Source organism: Stenotrophomonas sp. STEN035, from assembly GCF_056759935.1.
Genome location: NZ_JBRRDY010000022.1, coordinates 42,869 through 69,265, shown reverse-complemented (window position 1 = coordinate 69,265; position 26,397 = coordinate 42,869). Strand labels below are relative to the sequence as shown.

The window sequence follows — 26,397 nt, the reverse complement described above, 5'->3', positions numbered from 1 at the left end:
ATTTTATTAATGGATAAGCCCGGCGTACATAGGGGGAATGGAAACCTTGATGTCGTCTTTGCGTCGCGGCCAACTAGGACTGCGACGAGGGTTGCGCCGTAGCGCTGGCTTGCAGATCGGCGTGCTGGTGCTGATATGGCTGCTGGTGCAAACGCTTGTACAGCGTTTGGGTGTTCCGGTGCCCGCCGGCATCGTTGGCTTGTTGGTGCTGCTGCTGGCCTTCGCCATGCGCTGGTTGTCGCCGCGCTCGTTCGCGCGTGGTGCGCAGTGGCTGCTGGCGGAAATGCTGTTGTTCTTCGTGCCGGCGGCAATGATCCTGCTCGACAACCGGCAGATGTTCGGTTGGCTTGGCCTGAAGCTGTTGCTGGTGGTGGTGGCCGGCACCTTGCTGGTGATGGCAAGCACGGCGGTGACCGTCGAACTGTTGCTGCGGTGGAGCCTTCGTCATGAAGGTTGAGGCGCTGATCCAGCAGTCGGGGCAATTGATGTGGCCGGTGTTCTGGGCGGTGCTGACGGTGGCGGTCTACCTGCTGGCCAAAAAGCTGTATCTGCGTAGCGGCTGCGCCTGGGCGTCACCCCTGATCATTGTGCCGCTGGTCTTGCTCGGCCTGGCCTTGTTGTTGCATGCCAACTATCACGACTATCTGCGTGGCACGCATTGGCTGGTGGCAATGCTGGGGCCGGTGACCGTGGCGTTTGCGGTGCCGATCCATCAGCAGCGGGCGTTGATCGCACGCCACTGGAAGGTGTTGGGTGCAGGTGTGTTGGTCGGTAGCGGGGTGGCGATCGTCGCTGCGTGGGCGATGGCCACGGCCCTGCACCTGTCGCCGGAGCTGCGCCTGAGCCTGGCGCCGCGCTCGGTCACCACACCATTCGCCATGGATGTATCCGGGCGCATCGGTGGCATCCCTGAGTTGACCGCAGTGTTTGTGATCATCACTGGCGTCTGCGGTTCGCTATGCGGGCAGCTGCTGCTCAAGCTGCTGCCGGTGCGCAGCGCGATGGCGCGTGGTGCGCTGTTTGGCATGGGCGCACACGGCATGGGCGTGGCCAAGGCGCGCGAATTGGGCGAAAGCGAGGGCGCAATCGCCGGACTGGTGATGGTAATGGCCGGGGTGTTGAACGTGGCCGTAGCACCGCTGCTGGTGATGTTGCTACAGGGCTGAAGCTCGCGGAGCGTTGATCAGGCTGGGGTGTCGCCGGCCCGGGCGTTCTGCAGGGTGTCTTGCCGACGCGCCAACACCGCCTCGCGGTGGGCGATATAGGCGTTGGCAGCGAGGATGATCAGGGCGCCGATCACCGTCCAGCGGTCCAGTGTTTCACCGAACAACAGCCAACCCATGACTACCACCAAGGGCAACTGGGTGAAGCTGATCGGGGTGAGCGCCGACACTTCGCCCAGCTTGAGCGCGCGGGTCCATAGCAGCTGCCCAAGCGTGCCCATCACGCCGGTAGCCACCAACCACAGCCAGGCGATGCCGGTTGGCCAGACCCAGACGAATAGTGCCGGGAGCAGCGACAACGGCACCCAGAACACATAGGTGTAGAACACCACGGTGTCCGGGCTGTCGATGCGGGTGAGTTGTTTGATCTGGATCGCGACCAATGCACTGAGCACCGCGGCCATCACCGCGATCAGGCTGCCAAGCTCGAAGCTGTGCGCGCCCGGGCGCACGATCACCAGCACGCCGATGAAGCCGACGATCACCGCGGCCCAGCGGCGGAAGCGGACCTTCTCGCCCAGCCACAGCACCGCGGCGATGGTGACAAACAAGGGCGTTGAGTAGGACAGGGAGATGGCCTGCGACAGTGGCAGGTGGCCGATGGCCCAGAAGCCGCACAGCATCGAGGCCAGGCCAATTGCGCTGCGCAGGAAATAGCGCGGCATCTGCTGCGTGCGCAGTGACGCATGGCCGGGCCGCAGCAACATCGGCAGCAGCGCCAGCAGACCGAAGCTGTTGCGGAAGAATGCTACTTCCTGGGTGGGAACGTAGGCGGTGGCCAGGCGGATGGCGATGGCCATCAGGCCGAAGGCCATGGCGCTGCCGAACATCAGCAGGGCAGCGCGCATTGCGGTGGAACGGGGTGCAGCCAAGGCAGTGTTCACCAGCGGGCGCCGACCAACCTGGGCTCGGGTTCAATGGGCACGCCGAACGTTTCCAGCACGGCCGCTGACACGCGACGTGCAAATGCCAGCAACTCGGCGCCGGTAGCATTGCCGTGGTTGACCAATACCAGGGCGTGATTGGGCGAGACGCCGGCGTCACCGTCGCGTTGGCCCTTGAAGCCGGCTTTCTCGATCATCCACGCCGCCGATACCTTGCGGTTGCTGTCGTCGCTGCCCGGGAACACCGGCAGTTCCGGGTAGTGCTGTAGCAGTACGTTGATCTGCTCCAGCGGCAGGATCGGATTCTTGAAGAAGCTGCCGGCATTGCCGAGTACATCGGGGTCAGGCAGTTTGCGTTGACGAATGGAGATGACCGCATTGGCGACGTCGGCCGAGACCGGGAATTCGATTCCCATCGTCTGCAGTTCCTCGCGGATACCGGCATAGTCCAGTTGCAGCTCATGCAGCAGTGGCAGGCGGAACTCGACGGCGGTGATCAGGTAGCGATCAGCCTCGTGCTTGAACAGACTGTCGCGGTAGCTGAAGCGGCAGGCTTCCTGGTCCAGGCGCACCCAGACCTGATCCTGCCGATCCCAGGCCTCGACGACCTGGATGAACTCACCGACCTGGGCGCCATAGGCACCGATGTTCTGGATTGGCGCGGCGCCGACGGTGCCGGGAATCAGTGCCAGGTTCTCAAGCCCGGACAGGCCCTCGTTCAAGGACCACATCACCAGCTCGTGCCAGATCACGCCAGCGCCCGCGCGGACGATGGTGTGGTCAGCGCGGTGTTCCAAGGCGCTGATCTCGCGGTTGTCGAACACCAGCACCACATCTTCAGGATCGGCGGCCAATAGCACATTGCTGCCGCTGCCAAGTACCAGCAGGTCGGCCTCGCCGATGGCGGCCAGTGCTTCAGGCAGGGCGATGGGATCGGCGATACGCAGCATGCGCGGTGCATGGGCGTCGACATGGAAGGTGTTGAGGTGACGCAGTGGAGCGTTCTCGGTCAGCGACCAAGCAGGGGCGGCATTCGTCATAGCGGTGCGACGGCGCCTCCTGACGGTGACTCACGACGGCGACGGATGGCATTCACGCAGTCGCCGATCAGGCTTGGGCCTTGGAAGATCAACCCGCTATAGCACTGCACCAGCGCTGCACCGGCTGCCATCTTGGCAACGGCGTCGGCGCCGGAACTGATGCCGCCGACACCGATCAAGGGCACCGACTCGGGCAGGCGGGCACGAAGGCGACGCAACACCAGGGTGGATTGGCCGAGCAAGGGCGCGCCGGACAGACCACCGATTTCCTTGGAGCGTGGGTCGGATTCGACTGCGGTGCGCGCAATGGTGGTGTTGGTGGCGATGACGCCATCCACGCCCAGCTCGCCCAATACACGTGCAGCGGCATCGATGTCGCGATCGCTCAGGTCCGGTGCCACCTTGACCAGCATCGGCACGCGCTTGCCATGCTTTGCCGCCAGTTGCTCCTGTGCCTCGCGCAGGCCGGCAACCAGCCGCCGCAATGCCTGCTCTTCCTGCAGCTCGCGCAGGCCGGCGGTATTGGGCGAGGAGATGTTGACGGTGATGTAGTCGGCCAGCGGATAGACCTTTTCCATGCAGATCAGGTAATCGGACAGCGCGTCTTCGTTGGGCGTGTCCTTGTTTTTGCCGATGTTGATGCCGAGCGGGCCGGGGCGGTGCTTGACCGCTTCCACGTTCTTCACCAGTGCATCCACGCCGAGGTTGTTGAACCCCATGCGGTTGATGATGGCGTTGTGCTGCGGCAGGCGGAACAGACGCGGCTTGGGGCTGCCTTCTTGCGGGCGCGGGGTGATGGTGCCGATCTCGACATAGCCGAAGCCCAGCGCAAACAAGGCTTCGATGTGCTCGCCGTTCTTGTCCAGGCCAGCGGCCAGACCCACCGGGTTGGGAAAGCTCAGGCCGAACGCCGTGGTGGGAAGCGGCTTGATGCGGCCAGCAATCAGCGGCGTGGTGCCAGTGCGCCAAGCTAGATCCAGCGCGGACAGGCCCAGGCCGTGCGCGCGCTCGGCATCAAGGGTGAACAGGAAGGGACGGGCAATGGAATACATAAGCTCAGTTCAGCGTGCCAACAAAGGCGCGGGTTTGGTATTCAAAGGCAACCTTGCCATCGACCGCATGCGCATCAAACAGGCGCTGCAGGGCCTCCAGCATCGGGGCGTGACGTTCGTGGCCAGCTTGCGGCGCGTAAGAGGAGGACAGCAGCCGGCCACGCAGGCCGTCGTAGTCCAGGTACTGCACATTCGGCAGCTGGACCAGGCCGCGCAGTCCTGCGCCGAACCAGTTGCGCATGGTCTGGTCGTCCTGGTAGCGCTCGGCGACTTCGGTGTAATCGGTGCCGTAGTCCAGCAGCAACTGCTCGTAGCCGGCCAGGAACGGCGAGGCGTCGAGCAGGCGCGAGTTCCAGTACACCAGGGCCAGGCCACCCGGACGCAGGATGCGCATCCATTCGCGGCGTACGGCGTTGGTATCGAACCAGTGGAAAGCCTGCGCGGCCGCGACCAGATCTACGCTGTGGTCGGCCAGGGTGGTGGCCTCGGCGGTGCCGGCGACGGGTTGGAATTGGGGATATTTTGGCAGCAACCACTGTTCGGCAGCAGTACGCATGGCGGCATTGGGCTCAACCGCGATCAGCGGATGGCCAGCTGCCAGAAATAATTCGCTGGAAATGCCGGTGCCGGCGCCGATATCGGCGACCAGGGCAGAGCGGGGTAGGCCGATATCGCGGTGCAGCCATTCCAGCAGCGTGGACGGGTAGCCAGGGCGATAGCGCACATAGTCCGCTACCCGGCTGCTGAAACGTTGGGTTGAATCGGATTGCCCCATGCCGGCCTCAGGAGTTCATCGCAGCAAGGCCAGCCAAGCCGCCGAAGAACACCAGGATGGCAATGAAGAAGATGATGCCGATCAGCCACAACGCGGTAGCCAGCCAGCCCAGCACCAGTCCAGCCACAGCCAAGCCGTCACCTTCCAGTTGCCCATTGCTGCGGCGTATTTCGCCGCGTGCCATATGCCCGAAGATGATGGCGCAGATGCTGCCGATGGCGGGCAACAGGGTCCAGCCGAGGATGCCGGCAACCAGGCTGATCACGGCGTAGCTACTGGTCTGGCGGGGTGCAGGAATGCTCATCGGGAACTCCGTTTCAGCGAATTAAGCCCCTCTCCCGCGCGCGGGAGAGGGGTTGGGGTGAGGGGAAGCTTTTCAGCCAAGCACTCTCCCACTTCAACACCCCGGCCAAGGCCGGGGCAGTCACCATCAAAGATCGAACTTGATGCCCTGGGCCAGCGGCAGCGAGTCGGAGTAGTTGATGGTGTTGGTCTGGCGACGCATATAAACCTTCCACGCATCCGAACCGGACTCGCGGCCACCGCCGGTGTCCTTCTCACCACCGAAGGCGCCACCGATCTCGGCACCGGACGTACCGATGTTGATGTTGGCAATGCCGCAGTCGCTGCCGGCAGCCGACAGGAACTTTTCGGCGGTCTTCAGATTCTGGGTGAAGATCGACGAGGACAGGCCCTGCGGCACGCCGTTCTGCATGTCGATGGCTTCGTCCAGGTTGCTGTACTTCATCACGTACAGGATCGGCGCGAAGGTCTCGTGCTGGACGATTTCATCGCTGTTCTTCAGGCCGGTGACAATCGCCGGCAACACGAAGTTGCCTGCGCGATCGATGGCGGTGCCGCCGGTTTCGACGGTGCCGCCAGCAGCCTTGGCTTTGGCGATGGAGCCGAGGAACTGCTGCACGGCTTCCGGGCTGTTCAACGGGCCCATCAGGTTGGCGGCATCGGTAGGGTCGCCGATCTTGCCTTCGACCTGCTTGTAGGCCTTGATCAGCGTGGCCAGCACGTTGTCGTAGATGGATTCATGCACGATCAGGCGGCGGGTGGTGGTGCAGCGCTGGCCGGCAGTGCCGACGGCGCCGAACACGATGCCCGGCACGGCCAGCTTCTGGTCGGCGGTCTCGTCCATGATGATGGCGTTGTTGCCGCCCAGTTCCAGCAGGCAGCGGCCCAGGCGCTGGGCAACCTTCTGGTTGACGGTGCGGCCGACCTGGGTGGAACCGGTGAACGAGATCAGCGGCACGCGGCGATCGTCGACCATCTTCTCCGACAGCGCGGTTCCGGCATCGTTGATCAGGAAGAACAGGTTCGGGAAACCAGCACCTTCGAGCGCCTCATTGCAGATCTTCATCGTTGCAATGGCGGTCAGCGGGGTCTTGTTGGACGGTTTCCAGATGCAGATATCGCCACAGATGGCAGCCAAAAACGCGTTCCAGCTCCACACCGCGACCGGGAAGTTGAAGGCCGAGATGATGCCGACCAGACCCAGCGGGTGGTACTGCTCGTACATGCGGTGACCGGGACGCTCGGAATGCATGGTGTAGCCGTACAGCATGCGGCTCTGGCCCAAGGCGAAGTCGGCGATGTCGATCATCTCCTGCACTTCACCGTCGCCTTCCGGCTTGGACTTGCCCATTTCCAGTGCAACCAGCGAGCCCAGCGCGTCCTTGTGCTTGCGCAGTGCTTCACCGCACAGGCGCACGGCTTCGCCGCGGCGCGGTGCCGGGGTGGTGCGCCAAACCTTGTAGGCTTCCTGCGCGCGGGCGATGACGATCTCGTAATCAGCCTCGGTCGTCGCCTGGACCTCGGCGATCACTTCGCCAGTGGTCGGGTTCTGCGGCTTGAGGACGCCCGCGCCGGTGGCGGCGGACCATTCCCCGTTGCCCATGTAGGTGCCAGCGTTGGTGGCATCCAGAGCCAAGGCCTTGAGCAGCTCGGAAGACATTCAAACTCCTGTTTCTTAACGTGATTTTGGCGCCGTCGGAAACTGCGGGTGGGGGCGACGGAGTGAGTACCACATAGTATCAGAGTGAACCGATTGGCCCCGTGCGGCGAGGTCTGGTCGATGGGATAGGCTGTCCCGGCTCCACGGACTGTGCTGATGGCGTGCGTTGGCTCGGCCTTGACCGCAAACCCTGTCGCTGGCGGCCGTTTTCGGCCATATTCGCCACCCTTGATAGGGGTTTCCCCGGCTTGAACAGGATAGACAGATGAACGTGACGATTTCGGACGGGGTAGTGGTTGGCAACAAGCTGCCCTTCGTGCTGTTTGGTGGGCTGAATGTGCTGGAGGATCTGGACTCCACCCTCTACGCCGCCGAGCGTTACGTGGAGGTAACCCGCAAGCTGGGTATCCCGTACGTGTTCAAGGCCTCCTTCGACAAGGCCAACCGCTCCTCGATCACCTCCTTCCGTGGTGTTGGTCTGGAAGAAGGGCTGCGGATCTTCGAGCAGGTCAAGCAGCGCTTCGGCGTGCCGGTGATCACCGACGTGCATGAAGTGGCACAGGCCGCGCCGGTCGCTGAAGTGGTGGACGTGCTGCAGATCCCGGCCTTTCTGGCGCGGCAGACCGATCTGGTGACTGCCATTGCCCGCACTGGCCGCGCGGTCAACATCAAGAAGCCGCAGTTCCTCAGCCCGACCCAGATCAAGCACATCGTCAGCAAGATCCGCGAGGCGGGCAACGAGCAGATCATCCTGTGCGAGCGTGGCGCCCAGTTCGGCTACGACAACCTGGTCGTGGACATGCTCGGCTTCCGCGAGATGATCGAAGCCACCGGCGGCCTGCCGGCGATCTTCGACGTCACCCACAGCCTGCAGCGTCGTGATGCTGGCAGCGAGGCCTCCGGCGGCCGTCGTCGTCAGGTCGTCGAACTGGCCCGTGCCGGCATGGCAGTCGGCATTGCTGGCTTGTTCCTGGAGGCGCATCCGGACCCGGACAACGCGCGCTGTGATGGCCCCAGCGCCTTGCCGTTGGATGTCTTGGAGCCGTTCCTGGCGCAGATCAAGGCACTGGACGACATGGTCAAGGCGTTCCCGGTGCTGGATATCGTCTGATCTGAGGCGCGGCTGTGGTCGGCTGCCGACTTGGCAGCCGGTTGTTTGAACTCGGTTCGCGGCGGTGCGTAGGCGACGAGCCTTGGTCGAAGGGCTAGGTGTCATGCAGCCGCGGGTTGGATGTCGCAGGCTTCGGGTCACCGCATCGCGCGCTGCCAGAGTTCTGGTCATGATGCCTGGCGTGGTGCATTGCCGAGCTCCGTCGCTCTGCGATGCACCCCAGCCCTGCAAGTCCGGGCTAGTTCTGGCCCGGAAACCAGCTCGGTGGTGCGCGATGCCAGCGCCACGCGCTTTCGATGATGGGAGCCAGCTCGGTCCATTGCGGCTGCCAACCGAGCTGCTCGCGCGCCTTTTTGCTGGACGCGACCAGGCTGGCAGGGTCACCCGCACGCCGTGGCGCGATCTCGTAAGGGATGGTCTTGCCAACGACTGATGCAGCGGCGGCAATCACTTCGTGTACGGAGAAGCCTTGGCCATTGCCGAGATTGAATGCATGCGCGCCTTCATGTCCATCCATGAAGTCCAAGGCCAGTGCATGCGCCTGGGCAAGATCCTGTACATGCACGTAGTCGCGCACACAGGTGCCATCGATGGTGGCGTAATCATCGCCAAAAATTTTCAGCGGAGGGCCATCGGTCAGCGCGGCGCGCAACACGTTGGGAATGAGATGGGTCTCGCAAGCATGAGCCTCGCCAATGCCGTGCTCGGGCAGGGCGCCGGCTGCGTTGAAGTAACGCAACGCGACTGAGCGCAGACCGTAGGCGGTGGCAGCATCGGCAAAGAAGCGCTCGGCCATCAACTTGCTGGCACCGTACGGATTGATCGGAGCTTTCGGATGGTCCTCATCGATGACGTCGTGGACGGGATTGCCGAAAATCGCGGCCGTCGAGGAGAACACCAGTTGATTGACATCATGGCGACGCATGGCCTCCAGCAGATTAAGCGTGCCGGTGACATTGTTGGCGTAGTACTCGTAGGGCTTGGCTACCGATTCGCCAACGAGCGAGCGAGCGCAGAAGTGCATGACGGCGTCGAAGCGGTGGGTTTTGAAGGCGCGTTCCAGGGAGGCAGGATCCAGCAGGTCGGCGCGGATGAATTCACCCCAGTGCACCGCGCCCGCATGCCCGGTTGATAGGTTGTCGAGTACGGTAACAGTGTGGCCGTGCTCTGAAGCCCACTGTGCCATATGGCTGCCGATGTAGCCTGCGCCGCCGCAGATGAGGAGATTTTTCATAATTTCTTCTAAGTTCAATCGGGCCAGCAAAGCGCGGTCGTAGCTCAGGGCCAGGAAGTGGGAATTTGAGTTTGGGAACTCAAGATACCTTGATGCCTGTAACTTTCCGCGTCAAAAGCCCCCTGACTTTGGCGAAGATATCTTCACCCTCAAGATTGACAACAGCTAAGTGACAAATCCTATGAGAGGGTATGTTGTGCTCAACCCATACGTTGAGTAAGCGTTCGGCGAGAAAGCCGAATACACGCTTCTGATAGGGCCCGTACTGCTTCCATGGGATATCGCTTTCCAGTGCGAGGAGGATGTCGAAAAGCCAAGTGCAGTAAGCATGGAACTCTGCTGATCGCATGGCGAACATGTTGAATAGCGATAGCTTGGTCCGCGCCATTACTCGGTCGAATGCTGGCCCGTATTCTGGATGGCGTTCGAGAAGTGTGCGTTCAAGCGCGATCAGGTCTTCAGGATGGTGTGCGTTTTGATAGTGCTTGCGAACGGTTTCGATCCAGTAGTTGCGCTTCTTGGATAGCACTACATCATGGTTCTCCAGTAATGCAGTGATTTCGCTGGAGCTGGCAACGGAGTGCCCGAGGATGGCCTCGCAAGCTGCTCCGCCGCGGAAGTGACGACGGTAGTGCGACAAGCCGTAGATGTCGGCGACTACGTTTTTCCACAGCCAATACAAGCCTGTCAATTCGCAGAATGACCGGTTGAGTTCGGAAATGGAATCACCCGTATCGTCTCCCTGAAAGGAAAGCGCTGTTTCCGACAAGGCGCGCCCAACATGGATGGGGATGTAGCCGGGGTCGGACGGAAACACATAGTCTTTGTGTGCAGCCACCATGATAGAGACGTTATTCATTTAAATAGGGTCAGTAAAGAAGGCAGGGACGGAAACTTTGCTGCTGATGTTCTGAAGAGTAACTTCAGCAGCGTGCATCGCTTCGGCAATGGTTACGTCCATATCTAGGTATCGGTAAGTGCCTAGACGGCCAATGAAAGAAATGCCAGCCTCTGCCTTTGCCATCTCGATGTAGCGACGCAGTAGCTGCTGCTCTTCCACCAAGCGGATTGGGTAGTATGGGATGTCGTCGCTGCCGCAGGCTCGGCTGAATTCCTTGAAGGCAACAGTCTTCTCGTGGGATTCCCAGGGCGAGAAGTGTTTGTGCTCGGCGATGCGCGTGTATGGCACATTTTCATTGCCGTAGTTCATTACTGCGCAACCCTGAAGGTCGCCATCGGCGCGAATTTCCTCAAAGTCCAACGTGCGATAACCAAGTCGGCCTTCACTGAAGCCAAACCAGCCGTCGATTGGTCCGCTATAGAATACGTGGTCATATCCAATCGACCCACAGCGATCTACCGGAGTCTGCAGAGTCACAGTGATGAGGGGGTGGTCAAGCATGCGCTCGATCAATGCAGTGTAGCCTTCTCGAGGAATTCCTTGATATTTGTGGCTGAAATAGTTGTCGTTGTAGTCAAAGCGGACGGGTAGCCGCTTTAGAATGCTTGCCGGGAGCGCGCTGGGTTCAAGGCCCCACTGTTTTTTTGTGTACCCATGGAAGAACGCCCGATAAAGGTCGCGTCCAACGAAACGCAGTGCTTGCTCCTCAAATGTAGTTGGATCGGAGATGCTGGAGTCGCCAAGCGAATTGAGGAAATCCCTGGCTTGGTCAGGATTGAGAGTTTTATCGAAGAATTGATTGATCGTGTGTAGATTGATCGGTAGCGAGTACACTTTGCCATCAACTGTCGATTTTACTCGATTCACGTAAGGCAAAAACTCCCCAAATTTGGTGATGAACTTCCATACTTTTTCATTATCAGTATGGAAAATGTGCGGCCCGTACTTGTGAATCATTACACCGGTATCAACGTCCCGCTCGGTATGGCAGTTTCCAGCGACGTGGTTGCGTGAGTCTACTACGTGCGACTTGATGCCAGCGTGGGCGAGGCGATTGGCGATGGTCGCGCCGCTGAAGCCTGCGCCAATAATTAGAATATTATTCATTGGTCGCTACTCGCTGATGCGTGGATGCAAGAATTGAAAATGCCGCCGCTAGTATTGCTATCGGAAGGAGGTATTGAAAAAGAAAATATGTGCCCATGAATGTCATTGAAAATCCAGCAAAAATGGCGAAGTAGTAGAACAGGTGTGCCATGTAAGGATCGCCCTGCTTTACTAACTTTAGTCGGCGCTTGAACCACAGGAGCGTTGCGCCGAAGCATAATAGAGTTAGCGGTATCCCATACTCGACCATGAATAGAAGCGGGATGTTGTAAATATGGAATTTTCCGTTATCCAAGTATGCTTGAACCTCCCAGTTTCCATATGAAAAGCTTGGAACGTATTTGCTGGCGCCTTCGTGGTAAAGCTGGCGGCCCCAGCCCCAAATGGGTGCTTCTTGAATCATCCCAAGGGCAACAATGATGCTTGTTGAGCGCGTATTGGTAGAGGTATTCTCCATGTTGGTTATTTTTTTTATGTACTTGGTGTATAGCTCCGATTCGGCAATGACGTTGAATAGCAATGGAAGAGCTATTACTAGCGCGAAAGCCAATACGGAGACAGCGTTGCGCCAAGAGGGATTTGCTTTCCAAGCTATGGCTAGGGTTATGCCTGCCATTATGATGCCGCTGCTGGATTTGCTGATCACCAGGAACGTAATTATGAGTGCTAATTGGATGGATGCTCCCTTTTGGCGATCCTTAAGTGCCGCCAATGTGAATGGGATGTAGATAGTTGCAAATGCCAGCATTAAGTTTGGCGTTTCTTCGAACGTCCCGTTTATGCGAAGCTCGGTGGTGGCGTAGGATCCTTCTCGATAGAAGAAGTGTACGTCTGATTTTGCCGTAATGAAGGGATCCCATCGCGCCTCGTATATAGGTGCTAGAAGGTTGTTGAGTGCAGCTGCTGCTGGAGATCCGTATGCAGCAAATGCTTGGATTATAAAAAAAGGTAGCAGTATCCAGAAGGAGATCTGTATGCTGCTAATTAGAGCGTTCCGGTTCGCGTGATAGTTCCGTCGAAATTTATCCGAAAGGACCTTGAACAGGAGGTTGAACAGTAGTATCGGCAAGGCAACGCCGATGCATGCTGATAGCATTGCGGCGGCGTTTGTCTGTGTGCCCCTCAGTAATATTGCGATTATTTGCTGAAAGGAAAATATGAAAATAATTAAAAAAAATATTGGGCCGGGAAACGCTCGACTAGGGTTTCTAATGGCTAGCTGAAACCATAAGGCTACAACGTACCAGGAAGCAAGAATCTGGCCTTGCGAGAATGGAATGAAAGTGAGTAATTTTTTTTGTGCGAGGATTATCGGAAAAAGTAGTTTTAGCCCAATTCTGGTGATGCGCATGTGCTCTTCTATCGCGGTCGAGTTTATTGAGTCACGGGCTGGGTTTGTCGTGCAGGTATGATCGAATCAACGATGTATCAGTTGTGGCATGGTCGGGGGCACGCTTGTTCTCTGCGGGCCATTGCATGTAGTCCCCATAAACTACGGTTAAGTACTCGTCATAACCCGCTGGAATCTTGAAAATGTGGCCCGCGTATGGAATGTCGATTTGAACTGCCAACGCTGACCTTCTGCCGACTTCGCGACTGCCCCAGCGCCCAAGGAAATTGCCGACGAAAGACGATTTTTCGTAAGATTTTATGCTCAGCACTCGTTGGAGCAAGGAGTTGAGCGTTGTTCGGGATATTCCGAAAGATAGATATGCAATGGTTCGCCTGATCGCAATTGTAGGTCGTCGCTGTTTTGAGGGAACGTACGCATGGCATTTCGATGCGAGCACCGTTTTTAGCGTTCTTGCAATCGAGAAATGGATGCTTCTTGCAATTGAGTTGTCGAAAGTTCCATCAATTGGGAATATGTCGATCCATACACCGCGTGTGAAAGGGACTGCAGTTTTTTCTGTCACTGAAGTGCGTGTGTCATAGCATTTGGCGAAGCCGTATATATATTCGGGATCGTTGTCGAGGGATGAGATTATATAAGGCGGCGGAAATAAATGGGCTGAGGCTAGAAGGCGATCATAGTCATGCCGGGGCATGCCTATATCGATATCATCGTCCCACGGGATTGGCCCGCCATGCCGCACCGCGCCGATTAAACCGCCTCCTATCAGGAAGTAGGTAAGGCCATGCTCTTCGCAAAAATTATGTAGTCGTTGAACGGTTTGAAGGATGACGGATTGAATATCTCGGATATCTACCTCGCTCATGCAGTCTTCTTTACGTCAAATATCTGACCGGTGTACTCAGACAGAAGAACCAGAAGTGATTTCTCGGCAACCTCGCGAGCGGTGAGTAGCGATTCAGAGGGCTCGGCGCCGAAGGCGCGGGTGCGCATTGGAGTAGCGGTGCGCTCTGGATTAATGCAGTTGACTTGGACTCCTTGCGAGTGCCATTCATCAGCTAGCGCTTGAGTAAGATTAACGATGGCTGCTTTCGAAGAGCTGTATAGACTGTACAGCGCACGACCATAGGTGTACGAGCTGGACGTAAAATTCAGTAGCTGACCTTGTGAGGCTCGGAGGTGGTCAAACGCGACCAGTGCTACGTTCACTGCGCCAACATAGTTAACTTGGATCGCAGAAAGAACGTCCTCGGGGGCCATGTCAATGAGTGGCTGTCGATGGAGTACGCCAGCGGAATTGACGATAAAATTGATGCGGCCATGCTTGGCCTGCGTCGCCTCAATTACTTTGCGGATACTTTCTACCTGGGTGATGTCGGTTCCGGTGCTGGTGCCTGCTACTACGACGATGGCTTGATAGGCCTCAGCTACGTGTGCCATTTCGGCGCCGATACCACTGGTGCCGCCGAAAATAACAACGACCTTGCCCTTCATTTCGGAAAGAGCAAAGTGCGTTTTCTCTTTGGTTTCGACCAGGGTGGATCGTAGCTGGCAAAGCTTGTCCAAGACGTGGAGATCTTCCTCGTAGGTGAGCTTCATATTGCTGGTGTCGCCATTGACTAGATAGATTTTCTCATCCGGAAGGTACTTTAGTACGACACCGCAATCGTCGGTGGTTACAAAGCCTGGGTCCTGCAATGCCAAGGCGTAAGCTGCTTCGATGGTTCCATGCGAAAAAGCTTGCGGTGTTTGTCCGTTACGTAGCAATGCTCGATTCGGAACTCCATTGATTGTGTTTGTGACTGGGTCTGCCATGATAATTGTGTCGGTGGTCTGAATCACAACATCCACAGCGTTGTATTTGTTCAGCGCGGCGATGACGTCATTGATTATTTTTTGGCTCAGAAGCGGTCGAACTGCGTCGTGGAATATCAACTGAACGTTGAAGCTCTTGCAGTGGTGCTTGGTTGCTTCAATCGCAGCGAGCGAAGATGCATATCGTTCCGCCCCGCCATTGATGACTGCTTTGACTTTGCTAAGGCGGCTTGTCATGACTGTTTGTTCGATGTCATCCATGCAATCAGCGCTGGCGACTATCAGAATTTCATCGATAGCGTTGTTCATTTGAAACGCTAGGACGACATGCTCGACGATCGGCTTTCCCGCAAGCTTCATCATCTGTTTTGGCTTGCTGAATCCGCTGCGGGTTCCCTTGCCACCGGCTAGGACGACGGCTATGTTCTTTATCTTTTTCATTATTTAATAGCTACTATCTATGCAATTTTAAAGTACTTGGTCGCGTACTTGACACGCCATGCCAGTGCACTGGATTCTGCAATCAGCACCGAGGTCACCACTGCGAGAGCGGAGGTCCGGTCGAATGTCCAGAGCAGAGTCAGTACGACTATCTGAATGAGGCCTGCGAACAAAACGCTGCGGTTCGCAGCCGTTGCATTTCCCATGGCGCCAAGGAACGGATAACCCAGTAGGATCGAAGGAATTGAAACTCCCAAGGCGAGCATGAAAACTAGAAATACGGGATAGGACTGTTCATAGTCATGACCAAATATCAATCCAATGAGCCAGTTCCCGACAAAGAAGCTGAGGATGATTCCAGTCGCTGCTAGCGCGCTGGCCCATTTAAACAACTTTTTGAACAAGGCGACGTCACGGTGACGGGCCATGTATGGGTACAGTGACTGGGTAATCGGAGCATATATGGCAAGTGCGCCGCGATAGAATTGCTCGGCAACTGAGTAGATCGCGACTTGTTTCGGTGATGAAAACGTACCGAGAAACAAGATCGCACCAGCACCGTAACTGGCAACTGCTAATCGCGACCAGAAGTAAGCCGTTGAAGACTTTAGAATTCTCATCAAGTGGCGCATGCGGGGCCGGGAAGGTAGAAGGCCTGCGCGCTGCATCAGTGCAAAGGCAATTGCTGCTGAGAACAGGTGGGTGACACCATTGAATAGTGCAGCGCGTTCAAGGTCGCCAGGGCCCTTGACTAATAGCAGTGTTAGCGCGACAAATGATATCCGCGAGGTCAAAACGCATACGGTGAGCAGTCCCATGCGCTCAATACCTTGGAATAGCCAGATCGGCTGCATGGTTATGCCTATCACTGAGAGCGACAAGAGCCAAAAGTAGTTGCGATAGCCAGCGTAATCTTCCTGTACAAGCGGATATGCTAGAAGAATAGACACAACTACGATGCATATTCCTATCTTGGTCGCGTACACTGCGCCGGTGATACGTTTTATTCGCCGCTTGTTCTCTTTGGCGCGCGCAATCTGGTATACAGCAGATAGGCCGAACCCAAAATCAGTGATTATGGAGGCAATCTGTATAGATGCGATACCAAGGGCAAACAAGCCATACCCTTCCGTGCCCAGTGTTCGGGTCAGGTAGGGGGCCAAGATGAGGGGAAGTAGCGCATTTGCCAGCTGAATGAGTAGAAGGGCACCAGCGTTTCCCGAGATTTTTTTTAACGCGGTGCCTTTCATGCTCCGTTCGCAGTTTGAGATATTGGAAAACCCAAGAATTGAGCTTGGCTGGATGGCTTTTTGGGCGCGAATTCGAATGCGACTTTGTTGTAGTTCCTATGCGCCGAGCAGTGAGGCGGTATTGAAGCCCCTGGAGGCGCTACGGCAGCGTCTTGAGAAAGCTATTTTGCGCAGGGGGCGATTCGTTGAAGTATCAATAATCTGGTTTTTTGGCAGTCGTTAGTAGGCGTTCTTATGTACGAAACCCTTAAAAAGGGTCGCAACAATTATTCGAATGTCAAAACCAAGCGACCAGTTCTCGATATAAAAAAGATCGCACTCGATGCGCTTGTGCAGATCGGTGGAGCCGCGCCAGCCATTGACCTGAGCCCAGCCGGTGATACCGGCCTTGACCATGTGCTTCTTCATGTATGACGGAATTTCGTGCTTGAACTGATGCACGAATACCGGCCGCTCGGGGCGCGGGCCAACGATGGACATATCGCCCAGCAGTACATTCAAAAATTGCGGGAGCTCGTCAAGACTGGTTTTTCGCAGGAACGCACCAACCTTCGTTGCGCGGCTCTCTCCGGCCTTTGCCCACACAGCACCAGTGCCGGTTTCTGCATCCACTGGCATCGATCGGAACTTGAGCATCTGGAAGGTTCTATTGTTCCAGCTCATGCGTTCCTGGCGGTAGAACACGGGCCCGGGCGAGCTCAACTTCACAGCGATGGCTATTCCCATCATAAGGGGAGAAATCATCAGCAGGATGAGGGTGGCCAAAAGACGGTCTTCCAGTGCCTTTAGTACGCGAGCGTTACCTTGCAACGGCGTCTGCTGCAGGTTGATCACCGGCAGGCCCGCAAGTTGTTCGATGGAATGGTTGAGCAGGTGGAAGCCAAACATGTCGGGAACGAACTTGATGTCGACCGTCGAGTGCTGCAGTTGATTCAGCGCCAGAGTGATCTGCGCTTCGTCGCGCATCGGTAGCGCTATCCATACCTGGTCAATGGCATTGCTTTCAACGTACCGGCCCAGGTCGTTCAGAGTGCCCAGTAGCGCCGTTGAGCTATCGATTACACAACGATCGGAGCGGGTGGAGAACCAGCCGTTGATGCTTATGCCGGCCCAACTGTTATCGCGCAACGTGGTGATGATTTTTTGTGTGTCTGGCGTGGCGCCGACGACTACCGCGGTGCGCAGGTCATTTCCGCGCGCCCGTGCCCATGCGGCGGTTGCTCTGATCAAAAGGCGCAGGAGGAACACCGACGCCAAGCTCAGGAGGAACCAGCTCCTTACCCAGGCGGTTGTCTGAGCGTCGGCGACTTTGATCGCGCCAACATAGGCGAACAGGCAGCCAAAAATAGCTACCCACTTGAGCAGGACCTGCATCAGTTCCGCGAGCAGGCTGCGCCCGCGCCAGCTGGAGTAGAGCGAAGACATGCTGAGCACAAGAAGGGCGAGCAACATCGTGATCGCGATTAATCGCCAGTAATTCACTGACAACTGCAGATCATCGAATTGCAACTTGTAAGCGGCCAGTGCGGTCGCGAGGAGAAGCAAAGGGTCGCTGATTTTGAGAATCATCCCAAAAGTAGCGGCGAGCCGTCCGGAAGGGGCTCTCCATTGCTCATGATGGGGGTGGGGGCGTGCGATCCACATGGAATTTCTTCCTTCTTCCTTGGGCGGAGCGCCTACTCAGAACGGCACTACCACTGGCGACAGGCTTGATGGGCGGGAACTTCCGACCAAGTCGCAAATGTAAAGTTTCATTTGCTCTCATATGGTATCAGTTTGTGTCAGTGGGTACACTTGCGTGGCGGCGGATCCTGGTAGCGATGCACCGCGAGCGCGCTGGAATGATTTCGGTGGTGATCTGCGGCTATCGTTGCGCGTCACGCCTGAAGCAATCCGGGTGAGGGCGCGCTCTGGTCTGCGTGATGCATCGACGTGATGTATGCAGCAGCGCTGCACTCCGTCATTGAAGGCCTGAGGTTCGTACGTGTTCAAAAAGCTGTTACTTGTCTGCGTTGGCAACATCTGTCGCAGCCCTACCGCCGAAATTTTGTTTCGCCATCGCCTGCACGGGCAGGATGGCGTGGAGATTGCTTCGGCGGGTTTGCATGCATTGGTCGGGCATCCAATCGACCCAACAGCCGCGGCATTGCTGCGTGAGCGTGGTCACAATCCCAACGCGCATCAGGCCAGGCAAGCGACGCGGTCAATGCTTGTTGCAGCTGATCTGATCTTGGTCATGGAGCGCGCGCATCTTGCGCAGATTGCGCGAGAGGTGCCGCAGGTCAGCGGGAAAACGTTTCTGCTGGGCCGCTGGGACGACATCGAAGTGCCCGATCCACATCGGCAACAGCGCATCGCTTTCGAGCATGTCTATGGGCTGATGGAGCAAGGCGTTGCTCGTTGGGCCAACTACATTTCCTAGTCGCCTGAGGCGGCAGAACAACTATCAGAACGGAAGTCATGGAAAAGGATAATCGGGTACGCACAGTAAGGCAGGACGATGAGATCGATCTGCGTGACCTCCTGGGCGTTGTGTACGATCGCAAGTGGTTGGTCATTGGGACTACAGCGCTTTTCGCCGTAGTCAGTGCGGCATATGTGATATTGGCGCCACCGGTGTATCAGGCAAAGGCGATGATTCAGGTCGAGTCGAAGGTTCCGGCTATTCCGGGGTTGTCGGATCTGACTTCGTTGACGGGTGGCGGCAGTACGGCGGCCACCACGGAGGTTGCACTGCTGACCTCGCGCATGGTTGTGGGTACCGTAGTTGATCGTATGCGGCTGGATGTGCTCATAGAGCCGCGTCGGTTTCCCTTGTTGGGGGGCTACGCTACCAGACGCTTCGAGAGTCGCTGGCCTGACGATCTTGCCGGGACACCATTGGGTCTATCCAGCTACGGTTGGGGCGGTGAGGTGTTGGAGCTTCATCGTTTGGACGTACCACCTGATCTACTTAATCAAACCATGACTTTGGTTGTTGGGGCTGCTCATGGCACCTTTGTTCTGCATGGACCAGATGGTGAGGAAGTGCTGCAAGGTGTCGTTGGTATGCCAGTCGAAAGTAAGGGTTTAAAACTAGAAGTTACGAAGCTACGCGCTAATCCAGGTATGCGATTTCAGCTTGAGAAGCAACGACGGCTGGATGTAGTGATCGACATGCAGAAGGATATCGAGGTTAGCGAACAGGGAAAGGAGTCCGGTATCCTCAAGCTCGCGCATGAGGGGCCTGATGCGCTGCGCGCTGAGGAATTTCTGCAGAATGTTGCCGAAGTTTATGTTCGGCAGAATGTCGAACGTAGCTCCGCTGAAGCTGCATCCCAGTTGGAGTTTGTGAAAGATAAACTTCCAGCGGTGCGCAGACAGGTTGAGACCGCCCAAGCGGAGATGGCTGCCTACCAAGCCCGATCAAACGCTGTAGACATCACAATGCAGACTAGGGGTCTGCTGGAGCAGGAAGTGGCGGTTGAAACCAGCATCCAGCAGCTGCGTTTGAAGCAGGCTGAGCTGGATCGCACGTTCACCCGTGAGCACCCGGCCTATCGAGCATTGCTTAAGCAGATTGGTGGCTTGCAGGCGCGCAAGGACAGCTTTCGCGGTGAGGTCAGTGCGTTGCCAGATACGCAACAGGAATTGCTGCGTTTCACCCGTGATCTCACCGTCAGCAACGAGCTGTATACCGCGCTGTTGAACCAGGCCCAGCAGCTTGATGTGGCACGCGCAGGTTCGGTTGGCAACGTTCGCATTGTTGATCCGGCAGTTGCGGACATGAGCAACCCGGTGAAGCCAAAAAAAGCGGTTGTGGTTCTGGCTATGACTCTGCTCGGCGGATTGTTGTCGACCGCCTGGGTGTTCGGATTGCGCATGTTGAATCCGGGTATCGAAGATCCCGCCGACATCGAAGAGTTGGGCTTGCCAGTGTATGCCGCGATTCCGCTGAGCAGCTCTACCAGTCTGCAGCAGTCGACCAAGAAACGGCGAGGGAAGCGTAAGCCGCTTGGCGGGAGTGCTGGTTCGCACCTTCTAGCGACGGCCGCACCGGCTGATCTCGCGGTGGAGGCATTGCGCAGTCTGCGTACCAGCCTGCACTTCGCCATGATGGAGGCCAAGAACAACGTGCTGCTCGTATCGGGCCCGCGTCCGGGGATCGGCAAGACCTTTGTCGCGGCCAATCTTGCGGCAGTAATCGCACAAGCGGGACAGCGCGTGTTGGTCATCGATGCGGATATGCGCCGCGGCACACTGCACAAGGTACTGGATGTCGGGCACGGCCGTGGTCTGTCGGATCTTCTGGCAGGCAAGGTCGACGTTGGCGAAGCCGTCAATGCCACGCCTGGGCTGGAGAACATGCACTACATCGTTCGTGGTGAGGTGCCGCCTAGTCCGTCGGAGCTGTTGATGCATCCGCGTTTTGCGCAGGTGCTTGAGGAGCTGTGGCAGAACTACGATCTGGTGATCATCGACACGCCCCCGATCCTGGCGGTGACCGATGCAGTGATTGTTGCAAAGCATGCTGGCTCAACGCTGATGGTTACCCGCTTCGGGGTCAATCATCCCAAGGAGATCCTGTTGGCGATGAAGTGCTTTGAGCAGAACGGCGTGCAGGTCAAGGGGGCGATCTTCAACGCAGTTGAGAAGCGTAAGACCGGCTACTACAGTTACGGCTACTACGACTACGCGCCCGACAAAGTGTGATTGAACGCCGCGCCCGCGGCGTCGTCGCGGCGCGGATATGAAACCAGCCGGCTGTTGAACGCAGCCAGCTGGTCTCATCAATCGCGCATGGTGTCCGGATTGTTGAAGAAGGCATCTACCCCGCGCTCACCGGTCATCTGGTACAGCATGTACGAGCGGCTCAGGCGAGCGCCACCATCGCGGCTCAGTGGACTCCAGGACAGGTTGGCGCGGGTTCTGGTGGAGCGGGGCAGCATCAGGTCGAACGGGACCGAGACGTAGATTCCCTTGTCGAAGCTGCCCTCGCCAAACGCACGCGACGATACATCGGTCTTGGTCGCATACGCGCCCATGCTGGCGCCGTTGTCGAAGACGCGATTCAGGGCCAGTGTTGCGCCCCAATCCTTGGCGAGGTAGCGGCCGGCGCTTAGCGTTGCGACTATCTTGCGAGCATCGCCCCATACGTAATACAGGCTGGCATGGCCAGTGCTGACGCTGTAGTCGCGGAAGCGCAGGCGCTGGTCGAAATCGCGCTGTTTGACTGTGTTCAAGTCGGCACCAATCGCCCACCGGCTCAGTAGCGGCCGGTACAGTATTTCGCCGCCGATACCGCCATACATGGATTCGAACAGGCCTGCATAGCCCATGGCATAAACGTCGGGCGCGATCTGGGCGGTCGCAGTGAACTGTAGATTGGGCAACGTCGCGTCGGCGGTGGTCAGGTACTGCCGCACATCGGTACGTACCCGGGGCAGTTCGCTTGGGGCGTCGTAACGGAACTGGTCATAGTTGTTGTACAGGTTGTAGTTCAGCGCACCGCTCAGCCAGAGGTGGTTGGTGAAGCGCAGTTCGGCGCTGTAGCTGGCCACCACCTGAAACAGGATGAAATTGTCTGGCCCTCCCAGGGATTGCTGGTAGTCGAGATTGAAGGTTCCCTCGAAGCGTCGCAACGGTGCTTCGTACAGCGTGTGGCGATAGGCCCGAGTGGGGCTTGCCATGTCGATGTTGAGCGCGTTCGCTGTCAAACGATGGTCGACAAATGCCTGGAGCTTGGCGCGCTCGACGCTGGTCTCGATCAGCGGCATGCCCAGCCGGCTGTTCTGTACGCTGAACCAGCGGATGTCCTGTGGCGCGACCTGGTCAAGAATGCGCCCGCTGCGCCCAAAAGCGATCGCTGGTTCCAGATAGCGCTGCTGTTCACCGCTGATGATCAGTTCGGGTCCACGTCTTGCAATGCGGCTTACACGTAGCCCCGCGTTTTCCTCCAGCTGGCGCGACAGGGCGGCCCAATCGGTCGCCGGCGGAGCCGCATGAGTGCTCGATTGATCGTCAGGCACTGGCTGGCTCGCCTTGCCGATGATTGGGGCAGGGTCGAGTGATTTCGTCGTTGGTTGTGCTGTGGCCAGATTGCCGTGCAAAGTGATACCAAAGACTGGCTTGTCACCGCGCTCCCAGCCGAGCTGGAACTGCAGGTTGTTGTTCAATGAGTATGCTGCACCGATGTTCAGCGGCAAGCGCTGGCGCTGATGGTTGCGCTGCGGCTCATTGCGGTAGTCGTTGCCTTCGTATTCAAGCTTGATCTGTAGCGGTTCCCACGGTGTCTGGTAGGCAATGCCCGCAAACACACCGACCGGGCCGCGGAACATGCCGGAGGTGTTCAACTCGCCTGCGTCAGTGGAATGATTGGGTCGGGTCCGGAAGCGGTCATCGATCAGCTTCAGCGGGTTGCTGAAGTCGCCGCGGTTGCCGATATAGCCTGTGGCAAGGCCAAGGCTGGCATCAAACGGGCCGAGCCGCTTGTTGGCTACCAGGTACTCGCTGGAGAACAGGCCGGTTCCACCGATGTCGCGCGCGCCGACGGCGATCTCGGGCTGCCACCGGCCTTCCTGCAGCAGCCGGACCTTCAGGTCAATGGATTTGTCTTTGTAGTTTTGCTTTCCACTAAGCGACGCATGGCCATAGCGACGATTGGCAATCGAGATGTAGCGGAAAGACCCCTCCAGCCACGGCATGGGCTGCATGCTGACTGTGTAGCGACTGTAAGGGGAGGTATGACTGGCGGTGATGCTCGCTCCGCCTTCATCGGCCATGCGGGCAGTTGGGGTTTGCAGCAGGCCTACGCCACCCCAGTCGCTTGCACCAGGTGCCGGCGCCAGCTGAGCGTGGAGTTCAGCACTGATGCACAGGCACAGCAAACTGACGCTGACCGGGATCAGCGATTTTCGAAGTGGATTGATCACGGGCTTGTTCCTGGCGCGCCTAGAAGCTGGGTGGCAAGGAAGCGGGCGGCATCCTCGTTGAAGTGAGGGGCTGTCGTGCGCACTACCGTCTCGGCAAGGGGAATGAAGATGATCGCGCCAGGTGCCAGGCTCGATGGCGGTCCGCGATTCCACAATGCGATACCGAGCTTCTCGGTATGACCGTCGGGCTGGATGACATGAACGTAGTCAGCGCTGGCGCTGGCTGCTTTCGGACAGTGCTGCAGATAGGCGCTCGGCGACTGCAATGCGACATGTGCAAGCGTGCAATCATGCGGCACGGCGCCGGTGATGGTGATGGTGGCGGGGCGCGCGGGATAGAACAGGTGATCGCCGGCCTGGGCGGGCAAGTCATACGGGCGTGTCGCCTCAAGTACGCGAGGGTCCAATTGATGCGCTAGGCGGCCGGTAACAGGCAAGTTGGCGATCCATCGCGACATCTGCTGAATGCTGGCGGCCAAGGCTGGCTTGCTTTCGGCCTGTGCGGCCAATTGCTCGAGGTCGAACAGCAAGCCCGCTTTCAAGCGGGTGTGTTCGAATCGTTGCTGCTGGCGCAGTAGTGCCGCGCCGAGAATATAGGCGTCAGCGGCCGGCGCTGCAGTCAGCGCAAGGCGACTCAAGCGGCTGCCAGATGGCAGCTGGTGCTTGCCCGGGTTGTGCACGCTACCAGACGCCTCTACGGGCACCGGAGTCGCGTGCGCTGATGCCGCGCACAACTGCAATAGAGAAACAAGAAGGAGTACGCGCATCATCGTTTACCCAAGTCGCCTGCAAATGGCTTGAGTTGAATGATTTCCAGCGAGGTGTCCGGCGCGATGGCCTGTACGCTCTTCCAGATGAAGCCGTTGCCGGGATCTACCCAATACTGATTGGTTGCGTTCCAGTCACTGCCTTGCAGCGACTCCTGCACGTGCAACAGGGTGCGGTTCTTCCCTAGGATGCTAAGCGTTTCGTGGCCGAGCGGTCGCAGGGTGCCGGTGACGGCCATGCCGTAGCGATAGCCTGGCATCACGTCATAACGGCGCTGCACGGTGGTTCCGGGCGTGGCATCGCGCAGGTCATTGAATGGGCTGTCTCCCATGATTGACATGCTGCGCAACTCCACGGGTCCTCCATGGGTAGCAACGACCAAGCCTTGCTGAAGGAAGACAATGTTCTGGTCGCTGCTGTACCAGGCTTGGCGTTGACCGTCGATATTGCCCAGCACCAGGATTGCGCCACCTTCAGTGCCGTTGACTTTGATCTGTGCAAAGTTATTGGCAGCAACGGCATCTGCATCTACGGCGATATCGGGTTTGCCGCGCATGACGATGCCCACGCTCTTCAGGCTGGCCTGGGCTACAGCGCCGCAACCTGTCAGCAGAAGGCAGGCAGCAAGCATTGTGAGAGCCAGCGGCAGGCCGGGCGTTACAGCAGCATCCTTGCACTTCATGGCGGCTCTCAGTTGCTGTCAAGGTCGCTGTGCGCACTGGCCGCATTGTTGAGAATGGCGGTGAAGGGCAGTAGTTGATTTACAAAACGACTCCAGCGGGTGACGCCTGCTGCACCGACAAACACCACATCGCCGGGATACAGCTCAAACTGACTGGCGATGGCAAATGCGGCCGGTGATTTCGCCTGCAGCTGGAAGACTTGCGATGGCGCGTTCTGAAGATCGTTGGCGCCTCGGATCACATAGATCGCGTTGCCGTTGGAGGTTGTTTGTATCAAACCGCGCGCGCGACCAAGGGCCTGGCTCAGCGAGATACTTCCGGTCCTGAAGCTCATTGCGCCGGGTTGATTCACTTCACCGACGATGAAGACCTCCTTGCGATCCAGGTGGGGAACATGGATCTGATCGTCTGCCTTCAAGAAAATAGTGGTGCTACCGGCGGTGCGGCCCATCAGCTCCAGATCAATCGTGTAGCTGACGCCGTCGCGGCTGATACGCACGCCGGATAGATCCGCTTGCATCGGGTCCAGGCCGGCTTGGCTGATCGCATCACTCAGGGTCAGCGGAGAAACCGTCAGCGGAATGGTTGCCGTTTGGCGCGAGGCACCAGTGACCCAGACGCGTTGGCTGGCATAGCTGAGCATGGATACATCAACCTGCGGTGCTTCGATGTAGCGCGCAAGCTTGCTGGTGAGTTCCTCGCGCAGCTCGCTCGGTGTTTTGCCCGCTGCGCTCACTTTGCCGATGTAGGGGTAGAACAGTGTGCCATCCGATTGCACCAGACGGCCGGCTGCGTTCAGTTGCTGCTGTGGGCCGGCCGGAACCGTAAGTTCGGGGTGGTCCCATACCGTGATGTAGAGCATGTCGCCGGCGCCGATCCTATACGGACCAGGCTGGTAGTTGACCAGCGCAGCCGGCAGCGTGTCGACGTCGCGTGTGGCGCGTTCCATTGCGATCAGCTTGGCGGTGATCGGTAGTAGTTCGATCTGGCCGTCAGCGACGGATTGACGGCCTTGCGCCAGCGCATTGCTGCGCAGGTGCTGGCCCGGCGCGAGCACGCAGCCGGTAATTGACAACGCGAGCGCCAAGGGGGCGACAAGACGCTTGCAGTTCATTTCATATTCCTTGCCCGGGCGGGCACTAAGAACCTCTCGCCAGCACGATGGCCGGCAAGAGGTTGGCAGAAGCCGTTGTTGAGTTACTTGGTGCCAGTCGGGCCCGGAGTCTTCGTGTTGCCGCCGTTGCCGTCGTCGTTGTTGGAGACCAATGCATAGACCAGTGCGCCAGCTGCGATACCGGCGCCAATCTTCACGCCGCGGCTCAGGCTGCCACGGGCTGCGGAAGCAGCTTCTTCGGTGCCGGCCAGTTCGGTGCTGTACTCGCCTTCGTGCAGGCCAACTTCGCCGTGTGCAGCGGTTTCTTCGGTTGCGACGGAGTCCGAGGCGCTGGGCATTTCCTGCTGCGCGGGGGCTTCGGCTTCGGCTTGTTCGGGTGCAGCTGCTTCCTGGGTGACGATGGCGGGCTGTTCAATCGCCGGCGGATCCTGGGCGATTGCCGGGAAAGACAGCGCGGCGAGGGTCAGTGCGTAAAAAGATTTCTTCATTGCTGGTTCTCATCTTCCGCTGGAAGCGGCTGCTATTGGGGGTGTGCTACTGCCGGCGGGCCAAGGGGCGCGCGCGGTTCCAAGGCATCTGTTGTGGCACGCTGATGCGTCTTGCAGACGTCCGCAGAAATTGTAGGGAGGCAGACGGGGTGCCTGGACTAGGTTTTGTCTGAAATTTCCCTATGATTTTCGGCTGCCAGCGCTTCGCGCAGCCTGTATGGTTTTTGGGGATGGCACGGACAGGGAAGAAGTCGGGAGGTGTGGAGCGCATCGGGCGGGCAGT

The 26,397-nt window shown here is 58.1% G+C and carries 24 protein-coding genes; 5 read left to right on the top strand and 19 right to left on the bottom strand.

Annotated features, from left to right (window positions below):
- Window positions 1-49: 49 nt before the first annotated feature.
- Together ACVOLL_RS13130 and ACVOLL_RS13125 are read left to right on the top strand one after the other, a co-directional pair.
- Window positions 50-457: a CidA/LrgA family protein gene (locus ACVOLL_RS13130; protein ID WP_481513289.1), complete on the top strand. Its 408-nt coding sequence runs from the start codon at window positions 50-52 to the stop codon at window positions 455-457.
- Window positions 447-1,166, top strand: a complete 720-nt coding sequence (locus tag ACVOLL_RS13125; RefSeq protein WP_481513288.1) for an LrgB family protein — start codon at window positions 447-449, stop codon at window positions 1,164-1,166. Before ACVOLL_RS13130 ends, ACVOLL_RS13125 begins: the two co-directional genes overlap by 11 nt.
- Before the next feature lie 17 nt (window positions 1,167-1,183).
- Here the strand turns inward: ACVOLL_RS13125 and ACVOLL_RS13120 are convergent, their stop codons facing one another.
- The 6 genes from ACVOLL_RS13120 to amaB all read right to left on the bottom strand — a co-directional run bounded on the left by ACVOLL_RS13120 (window position 1,184) and on the right by amaB (window position 6,937).
- Window positions 1,184-2,071, bottom strand: coding sequence for a DMT family transporter (locus ACVOLL_RS13120; protein ID WP_481513303.1), 888 nt, complete (start codon window positions 2,069-2,071; stop codon window positions 1,184-1,186).
- 32 nt (window positions 2,072-2,103) lie between these two features.
- Entirely contained in the window at window positions 2,104-3,147 is a 1,044-nt protein-coding gene (murB, locus tag ACVOLL_RS13115; protein ID WP_481513287.1) for a UDP-N-acetylmuramate dehydrogenase, read from the bottom strand.
- Complete coding sequence (locus tag ACVOLL_RS13110) at window positions 3,144-4,199, bottom strand: quinone-dependent dihydroorotate dehydrogenase (RefSeq protein WP_481513286.1); 1,056 nt, start codon at window positions 4,197-4,199, stop codon at window positions 3,144-3,146. The genes murB and ACVOLL_RS13110 overlap by 4 nt, the downstream gene beginning before the upstream one ends.
- Before the next feature lie 4 nt (window positions 4,200-4,203).
- On the bottom strand, window positions 4,204-4,974 hold the full coding sequence (locus ACVOLL_RS13105; RefSeq protein ID WP_481513285.1) for a class I SAM-dependent methyltransferase: 771 nt from the start codon (window positions 4,972-4,974) through the stop codon (window positions 4,204-4,206).
- 7 nt (window positions 4,975-4,981) lie between these two features.
- Window positions 4,982-5,278, bottom strand: coding sequence for a DUF4190 domain-containing protein (locus tag ACVOLL_RS13100; protein WP_481513284.1), 297 nt, complete (start codon window positions 5,276-5,278; stop codon window positions 4,982-4,984).
- 126 nt (window positions 5,279-5,404) lie between these two features.
- The gene (gene amaB, locus ACVOLL_RS13095) at window positions 5,405-6,937 is read right to left on the bottom strand and encodes an L-piperidine-6-carboxylate dehydrogenase (protein WP_481513283.1); all 1,533 of its coding nucleotides are present in this window, start codon (window positions 6,935-6,937) and stop codon (window positions 5,405-5,407) included.
- A 265-nt stretch (window positions 6,938-7,202) separates the two neighbouring features.
- On the opposite strand from amaB, the gene kdsA reads away from it, so the two are divergent.
- A complete protein-coding gene (kdsA, locus tag ACVOLL_RS13090) occupies window positions 7,203-8,048 on the top strand; it encodes a 3-deoxy-8-phosphooctulonate synthase (RefSeq protein ID WP_481513282.1) in 846 nt (281 codons plus the stop codon).
- A 238-nt stretch (window positions 8,049-8,286) separates the two neighbouring features.
- Here the strand turns inward: kdsA and galE are convergent, their stop codons facing one another.
- The 8 genes from galE to ACVOLL_RS13050 form a co-directional block, all read right to left on the bottom strand.
- Complete coding sequence (galE, locus tag ACVOLL_RS13085; RefSeq protein WP_481513302.1) at window positions 8,287-9,282, bottom strand: UDP-glucose 4-epimerase GalE; 996 nt, start codon at window positions 9,280-9,282, stop codon at window positions 8,287-8,289.
- A gap of 79 nt (window positions 9,283-9,361) precedes the next feature.
- Window positions 9,362-10,141, bottom strand: coding sequence for a DUF4422 domain-containing protein (locus tag ACVOLL_RS13080; protein ID WP_481513281.1), 780 nt, complete (start codon window positions 10,139-10,141; stop codon window positions 9,362-9,364).
- A complete protein-coding gene (gene glf / locus ACVOLL_RS13075; RefSeq protein WP_481513280.1) occupies window positions 10,142-11,290 on the bottom strand; it encodes a UDP-galactopyranose mutase in 1,149 nt (382 codons plus the stop codon).
- A complete protein-coding gene (locus tag ACVOLL_RS13070; RefSeq protein WP_481513279.1) occupies window positions 11,283-12,641 on the bottom strand; it encodes an O-antigen ligase family protein in 1,359 nt (452 codons plus the stop codon). Before ACVOLL_RS13070 ends, glf begins: the two co-directional genes overlap by 8 nt.
- 31 nt (window positions 12,642-12,672) lie before the next feature.
- The gene (locus tag ACVOLL_RS13065; protein WP_481513278.1) at window positions 12,673-13,509 is read right to left on the bottom strand and encodes a LicD family protein; all 837 of its coding nucleotides are present in this window, start codon (window positions 13,507-13,509) and stop codon (window positions 12,673-12,675) included.
- The gene (locus ACVOLL_RS13060) at window positions 13,506-14,900 is read right to left on the bottom strand and encodes an SDR family NAD(P)-dependent oxidoreductase (RefSeq protein WP_481513277.1); all 1,395 of its coding nucleotides are present in this window, start codon (window positions 14,898-14,900) and stop codon (window positions 13,506-13,508) included. The genes ACVOLL_RS13065 and ACVOLL_RS13060 overlap by 4 nt, the downstream gene beginning before the upstream one ends.
- A 17-nt stretch (window positions 14,901-14,917) precedes the next feature.
- A complete protein-coding gene (locus ACVOLL_RS13055; protein ID WP_481513276.1) occupies window positions 14,918-16,150 on the bottom strand; it encodes an oligosaccharide flippase family protein in 1,233 nt (410 codons plus the stop codon).
- Between the two features lie 219 nt (window positions 16,151-16,369).
- Window positions 16,370-17,794 carry an undecaprenyl-phosphate glucose phosphotransferase gene (locus tag ACVOLL_RS13050; protein ID WP_481513275.1) on the bottom strand — a complete coding sequence of 475 codons (1,425 nt, stop codon included), beginning with the start codon at window positions 17,792-17,794 and terminating at the stop codon, window positions 16,370-16,372.
- Window positions 17,795-18,134: 340 nt separating this feature from the next.
- Here ACVOLL_RS13050 and ACVOLL_RS13045 point away from each other — a divergent pair, with 340 nt between their 5' ends.
- Window positions 18,135-18,572 (top strand): low molecular weight protein-tyrosine-phosphatase, encoded by a 438-nt coding sequence (locus tag ACVOLL_RS13045; protein WP_481513274.1) that lies wholly within the window; start codon window positions 18,135-18,137, stop codon window positions 18,570-18,572.
- A 38-nt stretch (window positions 18,573-18,610) separates the two neighbouring features.
- Window positions 18,611-20,842, top strand: coding sequence for a polysaccharide biosynthesis tyrosine autokinase (locus ACVOLL_RS13040; protein ID WP_481513273.1), 2,232 nt, complete (start codon window positions 18,611-18,613; stop codon window positions 20,840-20,842).
- Between the two features lie 77 nt (window positions 20,843-20,919).
- Here ACVOLL_RS13040 and ACVOLL_RS13035 read toward each other — a convergent pair whose 3' ends face one another.
- The 5 genes from ACVOLL_RS13035 to ACVOLL_RS13015 form a co-directional block, all read right to left on the bottom strand.
- A complete protein-coding gene (locus ACVOLL_RS13035) occupies window positions 20,920-23,061 on the bottom strand; it encodes a YjbH domain-containing protein (RefSeq protein ID WP_481513272.1) in 2,142 nt (713 codons plus the stop codon).
- The gene (locus ACVOLL_RS13030) at window positions 23,058-23,828 is read right to left on the bottom strand and encodes a capsule biosynthesis GfcC family protein (RefSeq protein WP_481513271.1); all 771 of its coding nucleotides are present in this window, start codon (window positions 23,826-23,828) and stop codon (window positions 23,058-23,060) included. The genes ACVOLL_RS13035 and ACVOLL_RS13030 overlap by 4 nt, the downstream gene beginning before the upstream one ends.
- Window positions 23,828-24,511 (bottom strand): YjbF family lipoprotein, encoded by a 684-nt coding sequence (locus ACVOLL_RS13025; RefSeq protein WP_481513270.1) that lies wholly within the window; start codon window positions 24,509-24,511, stop codon window positions 23,828-23,830. The genes ACVOLL_RS13030 and ACVOLL_RS13025 overlap by 1 nt, the downstream gene beginning before the upstream one ends.
- 8 nt (window positions 24,512-24,519) lie before the next feature.
- Window positions 24,520-25,626: a polysaccharide biosynthesis/export family protein gene (locus ACVOLL_RS13020; RefSeq protein ID WP_481513269.1), complete on the bottom strand. Its 1,107-nt coding sequence runs from the start codon at window positions 25,624-25,626 to the stop codon at window positions 24,520-24,522.
- Window positions 25,627-25,709: 83 nt separating this feature from the next.
- On the bottom strand, window positions 25,710-26,114 hold the full coding sequence (locus ACVOLL_RS13015; protein ID WP_481513268.1) for a hypothetical protein: 405 nt from the start codon (window positions 26,112-26,114) through the stop codon (window positions 25,710-25,712).
- Between the last annotated feature and the right edge of the window lie 283 nt (window positions 26,115-26,397).

Bases quoted from the DNA above. Each gene is read 5' to 3' on its own strand.
- ACVOLL_RS13130 (WP_481513289.1), top strand. From the start codon at position 50: ATGTCGTCTTTGCGTCGCGGCCAACTAGGACTGCGACGAGGGTTGCGC.
- ACVOLL_RS13125 (WP_481513288.1), top strand. From the start codon at position 447: ATGAAGGTTGAGGCGCTGATCCAGCAGTCGGGGCAATTGATGTGGCCG.
- ACVOLL_RS13120 (WP_481513303.1), bottom strand. From the start codon at position 2,071: ATGCGCGCTGCCCTGCTGATGTTCGGCAGCGCCATGGCCTTCGGCCTG.
- murB (WP_481513287.1), bottom strand. From the start codon at position 3,147: ATGACGAATGCCGCCCCTGCTTGGTCGCTGACCGAGAACGCTCCACTG.
- ACVOLL_RS13110 (WP_481513286.1), bottom strand. From the start codon at position 4,199: ATGTATTCCATTGCCCGTCCCTTCCTGTTCACCCTTGATGCCGAGCGC.
- ACVOLL_RS13105 (WP_481513285.1), bottom strand. From the start codon at position 4,974: ATGGGGCAATCCGATTCAACCCAACGTTTCAGCAGCCGGGTAGCGGAC.
- ACVOLL_RS13100 (WP_481513284.1), bottom strand. From the start codon at position 5,278: ATGAGCATTCCTGCACCCCGCCAGACCAGTAGCTACGCCGTGATCAGC.
- amaB (WP_481513283.1), bottom strand. From the start codon at position 6,937: ATGTCTTCCGAGCTGCTCAAGGCCTTGGCTCTGGATGCCACCAACGCT.
- kdsA (WP_481513282.1), top strand. From the start codon at position 7,203: ATGAACGTGACGATTTCGGACGGGGTAGTGGTTGGCAACAAGCTGCCC.
- galE (WP_481513302.1), bottom strand. From the start codon at position 9,282: ATGAAAAATCTCCTCATCTGCGGCGGCGCAGGCTACATCGGCAGCCAT.
- ACVOLL_RS13080 (WP_481513281.1), bottom strand. From the start codon at position 10,141: ATGAATAACGTCTCTATCATGGTGGCTGCACACAAAGACTATGTGTTT.
- glf (WP_481513280.1), bottom strand. From the start codon at position 11,290: ATGAATAATATTCTAATTATTGGCGCAGGCTTCAGCGGCGCGACCATC.
- ACVOLL_RS13070 (WP_481513279.1), bottom strand. From the start codon at position 12,641: ATGCGCATCACCAGAATTGGGCTAAAACTACTTTTTCCGATAATCCTC.
- ACVOLL_RS13065 (WP_481513278.1), bottom strand. From the start codon at position 13,509: ATGAGCGAGGTAGATATCCGAGATATTCAATCCGTCATCCTTCAAACC.
- ACVOLL_RS13060 (WP_481513277.1), bottom strand. From the start codon at position 14,900: ATGAAAAAGATAAAGAACATAGCCGTCGTCCTAGCCGGTGGCAAGGGA.
- ACVOLL_RS13055 (WP_481513276.1), bottom strand. From the start codon at position 16,150: ATGAAAGGCACCGCGTTAAAAAAAATCTCGGGAAACGCTGGTGCCCTT.
- ACVOLL_RS13050 (WP_481513275.1), bottom strand. From the start codon at position 17,794: ATGTGGATCGCACGCCCCCACCCCCATCATGAGCAATGGAGAGCCCCT.
- ACVOLL_RS13040 (WP_481513273.1), top strand. From the start codon at position 18,611: ATGGAAAAGGATAATCGGGTACGCACAGTAAGGCAGGACGATGAGATC.
- ACVOLL_RS13030 (WP_481513271.1), bottom strand. From the start codon at position 23,828: ATGCGCGTACTCCTTCTTGTTTCTCTATTGCAGTTGTGCGCGGCATCA.
- ACVOLL_RS13025 (WP_481513270.1), bottom strand. From the start codon at position 24,511: ATGAAGTGCAAGGATGCTGCTGTAACGCCCGGCCTGCCGCTGGCTCTC.
- ACVOLL_RS13020 (WP_481513269.1), bottom strand. From the start codon at position 25,626: ATGAACTGCAAGCGTCTTGTCGCCCCCTTGGCGCTCGCGTTGTCAATT.
- ACVOLL_RS13015 (WP_481513268.1), bottom strand. From the start codon at position 26,114: ATGAAGAAATCTTTTTACGCACTGACCCTCGCCGCGCTGTCTTTCCCG.